Source organism: Caproiciproducens sp. MSJ-32 (genome assembly GCF_018918055.1).
GTDB lineage: Bacteria > Bacillota > Clostridia > Clostridiales > Clostridiaceae > Clostridium.
Genome location: NZ_JAHLPS010000040.1, coordinates 18,850 through 30,941, shown reverse-complemented (window position 1 = coordinate 30,941; position 12,092 = coordinate 18,850). Strand labels below are relative to the sequence as shown.

At 30.5% G+C, this 12,092-nt stretch carries 14 protein-coding genes and 2 pseudogenes; 11 read left to right on the top strand and 5 right to left on the bottom strand.

The window, feature by feature from the left end:
* Positions 1-168: 168 nt before the first annotated feature.
* The 5 genes from KQI16_RS05060 to KQI16_RS05040 form a co-directional block, all read right to left on the bottom strand.
* On the bottom strand, positions 169-1,959 hold the full coding sequence (locus tag KQI16_RS05060; protein WP_216432610.1) for a methyl-accepting chemotaxis protein: 1,791 nt from the start codon (positions 1,957-1,959) through the stop codon (positions 169-171).
* Positions 1,960-2,124: 165 nt separating this feature from the next.
* Positions 2,125-2,295: a hypothetical protein gene (locus KQI16_RS05055; protein WP_216432609.1), complete on the bottom strand. Its 171-nt coding sequence runs from the start codon at positions 2,293-2,295 to the stop codon at positions 2,125-2,127.
* Between the two features lie 19 nt (positions 2,296-2,314).
* A complete protein-coding gene (locus KQI16_RS05050) occupies positions 2,315-2,452 on the bottom strand; it encodes a hypothetical protein (protein WP_216432608.1) in 138 nt (45 codons plus the stop codon).
* Between the two features lie 10 nt (positions 2,453-2,462).
* Positions 2,463-2,705 (bottom strand): hypothetical protein, encoded by a 243-nt coding sequence (locus KQI16_RS05045; protein ID WP_216432607.1) that lies wholly within the window; start codon positions 2,703-2,705, stop codon positions 2,463-2,465.
* Between the two features lie 25 nt (positions 2,706-2,730).
* Positions 2,731-2,871, bottom strand: coding sequence for a hypothetical protein (locus KQI16_RS05040; RefSeq protein ID WP_216432606.1), 141 nt, complete (start codon positions 2,869-2,871; stop codon positions 2,731-2,733).
* 189 nt (positions 2,872-3,060) lie between these two features.
* On the opposite strand from KQI16_RS05040, the gene KQI16_RS05035 reads away from it, so the two are divergent.
* The 11 genes and pseudogenes from KQI16_RS05035 to KQI16_RS04985 all read left to right on the top strand — a co-directional run bounded on the left by KQI16_RS05035 (position 3,061) and on the right by KQI16_RS04985 (position 12,010).
* Positions 3,061-3,999, top strand: coding sequence for a type I phosphomannose isomerase catalytic subunit (locus KQI16_RS05035; protein WP_216432605.1), 939 nt, complete (start codon positions 3,061-3,063; stop codon positions 3,997-3,999).
* A gap of 405 nt (positions 4,000-4,404) precedes the next feature.
* Positions 4,405-4,767 (top strand): four helix bundle protein, encoded by a 363-nt coding sequence (locus tag KQI16_RS05030; protein ID WP_119864536.1) that lies wholly within the window; start codon positions 4,405-4,407, stop codon positions 4,765-4,767.
* Between the two features lie 375 nt (positions 4,768-5,142).
* Positions 5,143-5,505 carry a four helix bundle protein gene (locus KQI16_RS05025; RefSeq protein WP_119864536.1) on the top strand — a complete coding sequence of 121 codons (363 nt, stop codon included), beginning with the start codon at positions 5,143-5,145 and terminating at the stop codon, positions 5,503-5,505.
* A gap of 588 nt (positions 5,506-6,093) precedes the next feature.
* The gene (locus KQI16_RS05020; RefSeq protein ID WP_216432604.1) at positions 6,094-7,488 is read left to right on the top strand and encodes a glycoside hydrolase family 1 protein; all 1,395 of its coding nucleotides are present in this window, start codon (positions 6,094-6,096) and stop codon (positions 7,486-7,488) included.
* A 98-nt stretch (positions 7,489-7,586) separates the two neighbouring features.
* Positions 7,587-7,685: a GntR family transcriptional regulator gene (locus KQI16_RS05015; protein WP_216432603.1), complete on the top strand. Its 99-nt coding sequence runs from the start codon at positions 7,587-7,589 to the stop codon at positions 7,683-7,685.
* Complete coding sequence (locus KQI16_RS13200) at positions 7,682-7,804, top strand: UTRA domain-containing protein (protein WP_216432612.1); 123 nt, start codon at positions 7,682-7,684, stop codon at positions 7,802-7,804. The genes KQI16_RS05015 and KQI16_RS13200 overlap by 4 nt, the downstream gene beginning before the upstream one ends.
* A 94-nt stretch (positions 7,805-7,898) precedes the next feature.
* A pseudogene (locus KQI16_RS05005) lies at positions 7,899-8,084 on the top strand (aldo/keto reductase); the annotation flags it as partial.
* Positions 8,085-8,124: 40 nt separating this feature from the next.
* Positions 8,125-9,027, top strand: a complete 903-nt coding sequence (locus tag KQI16_RS05000) for an ROK family protein (protein ID WP_216432601.1) — start codon at positions 8,125-8,127, stop codon at positions 9,025-9,027.
* 61 nt (positions 9,028-9,088) lie between these two features.
* On the top strand, positions 9,089-9,889 hold the full coding sequence (locus tag KQI16_RS04995; RefSeq protein WP_216432600.1) for an HAD family hydrolase: 801 nt from the start codon (positions 9,089-9,091) through the stop codon (positions 9,887-9,889).
* A gap of 125 nt (positions 9,890-10,014) precedes the next feature.
* Positions 10,015-10,245, top strand: a pseudogene (locus tag KQI16_RS04990) (AAA family ATPase); the annotation flags it as partial.
* A gap of 169 nt (positions 10,246-10,414) precedes the next feature.
* The gene (locus KQI16_RS04985; RefSeq protein WP_216432599.1) at positions 10,415-12,010 is read left to right on the top strand and encodes a peptide chain release factor 3; all 1,596 of its coding nucleotides are present in this window, start codon (positions 10,415-10,417) and stop codon (positions 12,008-12,010) included.
* Positions 12,011-12,092: the final 82 nt, after the last annotated feature.

Genomic DNA, 12,092 nt, shown 5'->3' with positions numbered 1-12,092 from the left:
CCGCCGACTTCCTTCAGATTCCACCTCGCGGTGGACACCCTTGTCTTAGGCTAACGGTTGGCACTATCAACCCCCGTATCGGACTTTCACCGACAAGATTACGCCCATGCCGGGCGCACATAAATAAAAGGAACTTTTCACAATATATGAAAAGTTCCTTTTGTTTTATTATACCTTGAACTTAGAAAGGGTTTGTTTAATTTCTTCTGTTAATTGACATTGATCTTCAATGGCATTAACTATTTCTTTTAATACTAAATCGGTATCGTTAATTGATTCCTTAACTAAGTTAACATTTGTAGAAGTTTCTTGAGTCATATTAGCAACAGTTTGTACAGCTTCAGTTAATTGGGTTATTGTTGCAGAAACTTCTTCAGACATAGCTGCTATATTTTCACTCATTTTCTTAACAAATATTCCGTCTTCTTCATAACTATCAGCAACAGACATAAAATCATTAAATTCATTGATTATATCTTTATCCATAAATTCTAATAATTTATTACTGCTGTCAGATAGGTTCTTAAAGGCTTCCTTAACTTCATTAATGGTTTCTTGAACTTCATGAACAGCCTTTTTTGATTCTTCTGCTAATTTTCTAACTTCATCAGCAACAACAGCAAATCCCTTACCATGTTCTCCTGCACGAGCTGCCTCAATAGCTGCATTTAAAGCTAGCAGGTTTGTTTGTTCTGCAATTGATTCAATTGTTTCTGCCATATTTGCAATTTCATTTACAACATTTCCTTTTTCGATTGCAGTTTTAATATCAGCTTCAACATCTTTATATGTATTTCTTGTAGTATTGATAGCTGAATTGGTATTTTCTTTAGTTTGACTTGCTTTTTCTTGAATTTTTTCAGAGTTTTGATGACCTTCAGTTGCTTTTTCTGATAAAACTATCATGCTAGAACTTACCTCTTGAATTGAAGCAGATAATTCTTCAGTTACAGCACTAGTTTCTTGAGCACCTGTATTAATTCCTTCTGTTGATTTATTTATTGTATCAAACTGATAAGTAACTTCTCCAATACATGCGGATAATTCTTCACTTGAGCTATTAATTGTATTAATTCCATCAATAGCAGTAGATATAATAGACCTTAAGTTATCCTGAGCTTTATTTAAGGAATCGCATATAAGCTTAAATTCATCCTTAGTCTTTAAAACCATATTTGTAGTTAAATCATAATTAGAAATTCTTTGGGCAAATTCTACAACTAATTTTAATGGTTTTATGATTCTAGAGATTAAATAAAGAGCTAATAATATAGTGATTGCTATAGAAACTATGTTTATTACAATTATAAGATTAAAGAAATTTTCAGATTCAGCCTTATTGTTGGCAACGGTTTCTTCTGCATCTGCCTCATTTTTACTCATTATATCAGCTATGTATCCATCAGCTGTTTTATAAGTTATATCTAATTCATCTGTAAGGGCAAGAGCTTCTTCAGCCTTATTTTGAGATGCTAAGTTTGCAATTTTTAAAGCAAGCTGGTCTAATTCTTTTATTAATTTTGCTGCCTGATCATATTTAGTTGTGTCTTTTCCAACAAGGGCTGTATTTTTATATAAATTTATTAATTCTTCATTTTTCTTTAAATTGTCTTTTATTTTATTAGTTAATACGGATTTTTCAGCACTAGTTTTAGATGAAATTACTAATTTACTTGCTAGATAATTATAATTAGTATTAGCACTTAATTTAGATATATAACTTATTGACTTAGTATTAATATTATAAAGGGTATCATTTGCTTTATTCAGTCTATATGTATTATAAAAGTTAATACCGGAAATAGCTGCTATTACTATAATAAGTAAAGCAAAAGAAAAGATTAATCTAGTAGTAATTGAGTCCTTAGCACTTATAGAGTTTTTAGATATTTTTTTTATTTTCTCGAGATTTTGTTTTTTCTTTTCTAAATTCTTTTTGGATTTTAATAAGTTTCCCATAATATCTCCTCCACTATATAGTCCACAATAAAATCTGTAATTTAATTATATCAAAAAATTTTTTATAAAACAAAAAGATAATAGCTAATATTTTCCTATAATTATAGAGAAATTAGCCATTATCTTTAGCTTTAAATATAATTTGTCTATTTAATATAATTAATATTATTTTTTTTGATTTTCTTTTGACTCTCTTTCAATTTTTAATTTTTCAGTAAAATCATCACCACGTTTTTGATTTTGAATAGTTTGCGCTATAGAATAAGTATCCTTTGGAACTTGATTATTTAAATTTCCTTCTTCTTTTATTGAGGATAAAGTACCTTTTTTAGTCATAACAATTCTCCTTTATTATTTATTTTTTCAAATAATCTTTTAGATAGCTTGGCAACATAGTTGAACTTAAGTAATCTCTATATAAAACATAGTCGTTTTTTAAGTCATCTACATTGATTTGCTTTTTATCTCCAAAAACTCCTTTTTTTCTTAACATTTTGTCCTCCTTACCAATCATCTCTATAGGAATCATCTAAATCATCAAACTGAGATTCATAAATGGGATCATAAATATAGTCAAATTCTGAGTAAGAAATATTATTAACTACAATATCATCAGTTACTGGACTTGGTAATATGCTGCCGTTTCTTTTATCTTTACCATAACTTCTTAAAGCACTTTTCTTTGGCCTGTAACCAGTTCTCATTTTTGGCGGATAAATACTTTTGCTTTTTGAATTTCTAGTCATAGATATCCCTCCCGCAGTTTTGTTATTACCATTCATCTTCGTGTTCTAAGTAAGGACTTACAGCTTCATCATCATATTCAGCTTTATTCTTTAATGGATTTTTATCATTAGCTTTACTTTCTTCATGATTTTTTAAAGGATATTTCTTTTTTGAATTTTTAGACATAAAAATCCCTCCTTATAATTTTATTATCTCAAGGAAAGATAATTTTAATTCATGTATAATCTTCTAAAAAAATAAAATGAAAAGAGAATTTCTAGCTCATAACTAAAAATGGAAATTCAATATTAGACTTTACATAAATTGAAAATTAGATTATAAATTAAAATAGTAGTATTTATAAGGAGGAACACTATGTATCCAATAAAATTTGAAAATTTATATTATGAGAAAATTTGGGGGGGAAGGGATTTTGAAAAGTTTAGAGATAACCTTCCAGAAGGAGAAATAGGTGAATCTTGGGATATAGCCTTTCATAAAAATGGTACAGGAATAGTTGCAAATGGTGAACTTAAGGGTCTAAGTTTTGGAGATATAATAGAAAAATATGGACATAAACTAGTTGGTACTAAAGTAAGCACCGAAAAGTTCCCATTACTTGTTAAATTAATAAATTCAAGAGAAAAGCTATCTGTTCAAGTTCATCCAAATGATAAATATGCAAAAGAAGTTGAAAATGATTTTGGTAAAACAGAAGCTTGGTATGTAGTAGATGCAAAGCCAGATTCATACCTAATTGTAGGAACTAAAAACTGCACTAAGGAAGAATTTGAAAAGGCAATTAAGGAAAATAAGGTTGAAGATTATTTAAATAAGATAAATGTAAAAAAGGGAGATTGTTTCTTAATTAAAAGCGGAACAGTTCATGCAATTTGTGAAGGTCTTATAATAGCAGAAATTCAGCAAAATAGTGATTTAACTTATAGGGTTTATGATTATGGAAGACCAAGAGAAATTCATGTGGAAAAGGCCTTAGATGTTATTGACTTTGACTTAGTTCCAGAAAATTTAAGCGATAAAGAGCTTGTAGAATATAATGGCTATAAGATAAGTGATCTTACTAATAATGAATATTTCTCAATGCACAAAATAGTTGTAGATAAGGAATATAAGGATAATTCAAACTTAGAACACTTTGATATTTATACTTGCGTAGATGGAGCAGGTTTAATAGAAGGAGAAGGCTTCAAGGAAGAAATAAAAATGGGAGACAGCTATTTAATTCCTGCCAGCCTTGGAGTTTATGTTATTAAGGGAAATTTAACTTTAATAAAGAGTGCACCAACAGCGTAGTTCAGTTAGTAGTTAGTAGTTAGTAGTGTGGAGTTAGGAGTTAGGAGTGAAACTCAGTTAGGAGTTAGTAGTTAGGAGTGTGGAGTTAGTAATTTGGTTAGGAGTGGAACTCAGTTAAAAGTTAGTAGTGTGGAGTTAGGAGTTAGGAGTGAAACTCAGTTAGGAGTGAAACTCAGTTAGGAGTGAAACTCAGTTAGAAGTTAGGAGTTAGTAGTTAGTAGTGTGGAGTTAGTAATTTGGTTAGGAGTGGAACTTAGTTAAAAGTTAGTAGTGTGCAGTTTGGAGTTTTTGGGTAGGGAAATTGTGGACAATGAGATATTTTATATTTTAAATAAATAGCAGGAATGAAACCTCCATATTTTGTTAATTATTTAGTTATATAAATAATTAACGGGAGGTTTTTTTATGTCAGAAAGTATAATAGCTAAGAAGTCTTTTGATTTTGCTGTTGATATTGTTAATTTGTATAGGGAGTTAGTTAAAACTAAAAAGGAATTTGTTTTATCTAAGCAATTATTACGAGCTGCTACTAGTATTGGGGCAAATGTTTCAGAAGCTTTGAAAGGACAATCAAAAAGGGACTTTCTAGCTAAAATGTATATTGCTTTAAAGGAAGCATATGAAACAGAATATTGGATTAGATTATTAACAAAAACTAATTATTTAGATAAAAAAGCAGGAGAAAGTTTATTAAGTAAATGCAAAGAAATATGCAAAATATTAAATTCAATAACAAAAACAGTAAGAAATAGTACAACTATCAGTTAGGAGTGAAACTCAGTTAGTAGTTAGGAGTTAGGAGTGAAACTCAGTTAGTAGTTAGGAGTTAGGAGTGTGGAGTTAGTAATTTGGTTAGGAGTGGAACTCAGTTAAAAGTTAGTAGTGTGGAGTTAGGAGTTAGGAGTTAGGAGTGAAACTCAGTTAGGAGTGAAACTCAGTTAGGAGTTAGTAGTTAGTAGTGTGGAGTTAGTAATTTGGTTAGGAGTGGAACTTAGTTAAAAGTTAGTAGTGTGCAGTTTGGAGTTTTTGGGTAGGGAAATTGTGGACAATGAGATATTTTATATTTTAAATAAATAGCAGGAATGAAACCTCCATATTTTGTTAATTATTTAGTTATATAAATAATTAACGGGAGGTTTTTTTATGTCAGAAAGTATAATAGCTAAGAAGTCTTTTGATTTTGCTGTTGATATTGTTAATTTGTATAGGGAGTTAGTTAAAACTAAAAAGGAATTTGTTTTATCTAAGCAATTATTACGAGCTGCTACTAGTATTGGGGCAAATGTTTCAGAAGCTTTGAAAGGACAATCAAAAAGGGACTTTCTAGCTAAAATGTATATTGCTTTAAAGGAAGCATATGAAACAGAATATTGGATTAGATTATTAACAAAAACTAATTATTTAGATAAAAAAGCAGGAGAAAGTTTATTAAGTAAATGCAAAGAAATATGCAAAATATTAAATTCAATAACAAAAACAGTAAGAAATAGTACAACTATCAGTTAGGAGTGAAACTCAGTTAGTAGTTAGGAGTTAGTAGTTAGGAGTGTGGAGTTAGGAGTTAGGAGTTAGGAGTTCAGTTAGAAGTTAGGAGTTAGGAATTAGTAGTGTGGGGTTGGGTTAATAGTTATCTTGTATAAGGGGATGCTTGCACATCCTAGCAAGTTCTGAATTAGAATATTTTTGGATAAATTTGATTTTTATTTATAAGTATTACTGGAAATTTTGATTTTCAGTAATATTTTTTTGTTATGAATAAATACTATTTTTATGATAGTTTTATAATTAGCTTGTCCACCCTAGCAACTCCACACTCCACACTGCTAACTCCCCGCTCCACACTTCACACTCCAAACTCAGCACTCCACCCTGCTAACTCTACACTGATTTTACTCCGCACTTCACACTCCAAACTCAGCACTCACCACTCCCCACTCCACCCTGCTAACTCCACACTGATTTTACTCCATACTCCAAACTACAAACTCCTAATTGTGTTATGTCTTTTTATTTTACAAAGAATATTTATTTATATATAATGAATGTAATTGATTTCGTAAAATGAAAATAGATATAATTTTGGAGGGGATAGTAATGCGTCAATATTTATTTCCAAAAAATTTCTGGTGGGGAGCTGCAACATCAGGACCACAGTCAGAGGGAGATTTTAATAAAGCTCATAAAAATATCTTTGATTATTGGTATGAAATTGAGCCTGAGGCTTTCTTTGATAGAGTAGGTCCAAAGGTAACATCTAATTTTTACAATAGTTATAAAGAAGATTTAGCTATGCTTAAGGAAATAGGACTAAATAGTTTTAGAACATCAATTCAATGGACAAGGCTTATTAAGGACTTAGAAAGTGGAGAGCCCGATGAAGATGGAGTAAGATTTTATAATAATGTAATAGATGAAATTATTAAAAATGGAATGCTTCCAGTAATGAACTTACATCATTTTGATCTGCCAATAGAATTATATGAAAAATATGGAGGATGGGAATCAAAGCATGTTGTAGACTTATTTGTTAAGTTTGCAGAAACAGCCTTCAAATTATTTTCAGATAGAGTTAAGCATTGGGTTACTTTTAATGAGCCTATTGTTATTGTTGAGGCAGGATACTTATATCAATTCCATTATCCTAAAATAGTGGATGGAAAAAAAGCTGTACAGGTTTTATATAATTTAAATCTTGCTTCTGCAAAGGTTATAAAAAAGTTTAGGGAAATGGAATGTGATAAAAAGGGTGGAAAAATAGGAATAATATTAAACTTAACTCCAAGCTATCCAAGAAGTAATAATGAGGAAGATCTTAAGGCAGCAGAAATTGCAGATGCAATGTTTAATAGATCCTTTTTAGACCCATCAATTAAAGGAGAGTTCCCCAAAATATTAACAGATATATTAGAAAAGGATAAGGTTATTTGGGAAGCTTCTGAAGAAGAACTGTTAATAATTAAAAATAATACTATAGATTTTCTTGGAGTAAACTATTATCAGCCAAGAAGAATTAAGGCTAAGGAATCAGAATTTGATGAAAGCAAGGGATGGCTTCCGGAGAAATATTTTGATTTTTATGATATGCCAGGCAAGAGAATGAATCCATACAGGGGATGGGAGATATATCCTGAAGGAATTTATGATATAGCTATAAATATAAAGAATAACTACAACAATATTCCATGGTTTGTATCAGAAAACGGAATGGGTGTTGAAGGAGAAGAGAAATATAAAAATAAAGATGGTATAATTGAAGACGATTATAGAATAGATTTTATTAAGGAACATTTACAAAATCTTCATAGAGGAATAAAGGAAGGTTCTAATTGCTTTGGTTACCATTTATGGACACCAATTGACTGCTGGTCCTGGACAAATGCATATAAGAATAGATATGGGTATATATCTTTAGATTTAAAAACTTTAAAGAAAACTATTAAGAAGTCAGGAAGATGGATTAAAAAGGTGTCAGAAGATAATGGATTTTAATCGCTAAGTGTTTGTGTTTAGATAGGATTTTTGCTATTATTTAAATATAGATAATAGCAAAAATCATTTTGTAATATATATAAAAGGAAGATAGGGCTATGACAAAATATAATGAAATAGCAAATTATATAAAAAATAAAATAATTAGCGGAGAATACAAGGCAAACGATAAACTTCCCTTTGAAAAAGAAATATAGATGAACCTATTATAGAAGTTGAAAGAATAGGATATTTAGATAATGGAAAAGTCTTTGAATATTCTTTCTCAAGACATAGATACGATAAGTTTGAATTTAAGGCTATAATTGTTAGATAATTGTAGCCTTAAAGCTTAATTTTCCTGTAAAGCTTTACTGGGAGCTTGTATAAATTTTACTTATAAACTATGGGGGTATTTAGAGATGTATAGAGCAGAAGAAAGAAATCAAAGCCTAGCTCAAATGGCCTTAGCTTGGGTTTTAAGGGAGGACAAGGTAACTAGCGTATTAATAGGGGCAAGTAAGCCTGAACAAATTATAGATAATGTAAAAATAGTAGAAAATCTATCCTTTAGTAAGGAAGAATTAGAAAGAATAGAAGAAATTTTAAAAGATTAAGTTAATTAATGTTTTAATTAATTATATAGGGGGATAATTTATGAAAAAGTATTTAGTGTTTGACATAGGAGGAAGTAGTGTAAAACACGCTATTATAACAGAAAAGGGAGAATTTATAGAGAAGGGAAGTTATAAGTCAGAAAGACATAACTTCGATATATTTATTAATAAGATGCTTGAAGTTTCCAGAAAGGCAAAGGAAGAGCATAATATATCAGGTGTAGCTGTAAGTGCTCCGGGCAGTGTTGACAGCGAAGAAGGAACAATAGGAGGTTCCAGTGCCCTTCCATGTATTCATGGTCCTAACTTTAAGAAGATTTTTAAGGAAGAATTAGGTCTAACTTTAGAAATTGAAAATGACGCAAATTCTGCTGCCTTAGGAGAAGTATGGCTTGGAGGAGCTAAAGATAACAATGATGTAGCCTTTGTTGTTTGTGGGACAGGCATTGGAGGTGCTATAATAAAGGATAGAAAAATTCATAAGGGAACCCATATGCATGGGGGAGAATTTGGTTATATGATATTAGAAAGTATAAAAACAGAAGAAGGAGTGGAATTTAAAACCTGGAGTGATATAGGTTCAACTGGAGGATTACTTAGAACTGTTGCAAAAAGAAAGGGACTTTCCTCAGAAGAACTAGATGGCAAAAAAATATTTGAATTAGCTGAGCAGGGAGATGAAATCTGCAAAGAAGAAATAAACAATTTTTATTTTAATGTAGCAAAGGGATTATTTAATATACAATATATATATGATCCGGAAAAAATCCTAATTGGAGGAGCAATAAGTTCAAGGGAAGATTTTATTGATAAAATAAATGAAAATATGGACTTACTTATGAAGACTATGACTCATGCAAAGGTAAGACCAGTCATAGAAAAATGCCAATATGGCAATGATGCAAATCTTCTAGGAGCTTTATTTCACTATCTGCAAAGATAAAAAGGGTCAGTCCCCATTCCAAATAATGTAATGGGGACTGACCCCATTTAAGGAGGTCAAGATGAGTAAAAAAGGAATAGTATTTTTTGATGTAGATGGAACATTAATAGATTGGACAAAGGGAATATCAAAACCAACAGAAAGTACAAAAAGATCTATAAAGAAGTTAAAGGAAAATGGATATATAACAATGTTAGCAACAGGAAGACCTAAAAATGGCATTAATAAGGATCTAGCAGCTTTGAATTTTGATGGATATATAGGCTCAAATGGGGCATATATAGAAATGAACAATAAAGTTTTATTAGATGAAGCTTTGGATAATAAACTTTTAAAAGAAATATTGGAATTTCTAGAAGATAATAAAATTACATATATGCTAGAAGGACAAAATATTAATTATGTTGCAGATTTAAAGGATAGAAAGCTGTTAGATTTTATAGAAGGAGCATCCTTAGGAATAGAAAATTTTACAGAAGACTGGAATAGGGATACAGTTAAAACAGTAAAAATAATAGTATTAGGAGAATCAGAAAAGGAATATAAGTTAGCAGCAGAAAGATTTAAAGGATCCAACCTTGCTCTTATGGGGAATGCAGCCTTTGGGGCTTTTGAAATATTTGATTCGAAATATTCAAAGGGTTATGGAATAAGCAGGTTATTAGAAATTCTTGATATAGACAGGGAAAGGACTTATGCCTTTGGAGATGGAGAAAATGATGTGGAAATGTTCCAAGTAGTTAAGCATGGAATAGCCATGGGAGGATACCATAAGAAGTTAGAGCAGTATGCTTATGATTTTACAGAAGATGTTAAGAATGAAGGAATAACTAAAGGCCTTGAAAAATTAGGACTTATTTAGCAGCTAGTTTATATTTAATTTGCTAGAAGGAGATGAAGGAAATGAAAATAGCAATTATAGGTATTGGTATAATTAATACCTGTTTTTAAATAAATATTATTGTTATAACTTTTGGAGGTTTTGTAATGCCAAAAAGAATTGCCATTTTAGGTGGACCAAGATGTGGAAAGACTACATTAATACAACAGCTTTATGTTGATATGAAAATTAGAGATTTAAATGTAGGGGTAGCTACTGAATACAGCACAGAATACCTAAGAGATAAGGGTATGATTGAAAATATATCTGAGCAATATGGAATATATTTAGGACAGCTTCACTTAGAAGAAAGTTTAAATGAATTCGATTATGCATTAAATAAAAAGCTGCTTAAGGCGGCTTTTTCTATATTATAACAAAAACTGAGAAGGAAGAATTGATAATTGTAAATTAAAATAATCTGGTTTATAATGATTAATTGGAGAAATAATAGAGATATACAATTAATAAATTTACATATAAAATGAATTTAAGGAGGCAGCACTTTTGTCAGATTTTATTAAAGAAATAGAAAAAAGAAGAACCTTTGCTATCATATCTCACCCTGATGCAGGTAAAACAACTTTAACAGAAAAGTTCTTATTATATGGGGGAGCAATAAGATTAGCAGGATCAGTTAAAGCTAGAAAGGCTTCTACTCATGCAGTATCAGACTGGATGGAAATAGAAAAGCAAAGAGGTATTTCAGTTACTTCTTCAGTTATGCAATTTAATTACAATAATCACTGCATTAACATATTAGATACACCAGGTCACCAAGATTTCTCTGAAGATACATATAGAACTTTAATGGCTGCAGATAGTGCTGTTATGGTAGTAGATGGTGCAAAAGGTATAGAATCACAAACAAGAAAGCTATTCCATGTTGCATCATTAAGAGAAATGCCGATTTTCACTTTTATAAATAAGATGGATAGAGAAATAAGAGATCCATTTGAATTATTAGAAGAAATAGAAAATGAACTTGGAATAAAAACTTATCCAATGAACTGGCCAATAGGTTCAGGAAAAGAATTTAAAGGTGTATATGAAAGAGATAATAACAGAATAATAGTATTCTCAGCAGGAAATCACGGACAAAAAGAAGTAGATGCTATAGAAGGTGCAGTAGATGATCCTAAGTTTAAAGAACTTTTAGGTGAAGCTCTTCACGATAAGTTAATGGAAGACATTGAACTATTAGATATAGCTGGAGATGAATTAGATTTAGAAAAAGTATCAAAGGGAGAGTTAACACCAGTATTCTTTGGATCAGCCTTAACTAACTTTGGTGTAGAACCATTCCTAGAACACTTTTTAGAAATGACAACAGCACCTCTTTCAAGAAACTCAAACATAGGTAAAATTGATCCTTTTGATAACGAATTTTCAGCCTTTGTATTTAAAATTCAAGCAAATATGAATAAGGCTCATAGAGATAGAATTGCCTTTATGAGAATTTGTTCAGGGAAATACACTAAAGGAGAGGAAGTTTACCATGTACAAGGTGGAAAGAAGATAAGATTAGCCCAACCACAACAATTTATGGCCCAAGATAGGGAAATAGTTGAAGAGGCTTATGCAGGAGACATAATAGGTGTATTTGACCCAGGTATATTTTCAATTGGAGATACCTTATGTTCACCAAAGAAGAAATTTAAATTTGAAGGAATTCCAACCTTTGCTCCAGAACACTTTGCTAGAGTAAGACCAGTAGATTCAATGAAGAGAAAACAATTCGTAAAGGGTGTTACTCAAATAGCACAAGAAGGGGCAATACAAGTATTTAAAGAACTTTTCATAGGAATGGAAGAAATAATAGTTGGAGTTGTTGGGGTACTGCAATTTGAAGTTTTAGAATATAGATTAAAGAGTGAATATAATGTTGATATAAAAATGGATGTACTACCATACAAATATGTAAGATGGATAGAAAATGAAAACATAGACATGGATTCATTAAACCTAACTTCAGATACAAAGAAGGTTAAGGACTTTAAGGATAGAAACATACTAATATTCCAAAGCGACTGGGGAATTAGCTGGGCATTAGATCATAATAAAGGTCTTGTATTATCTGATATTGGAAAGAACGAAGAATAAAAAAATATTTAGTACTTGAGTAATTTTTAGAATTATTCAAGTACTTTTATTTTTGTTAACATTTATTTACATTTTAATAAAT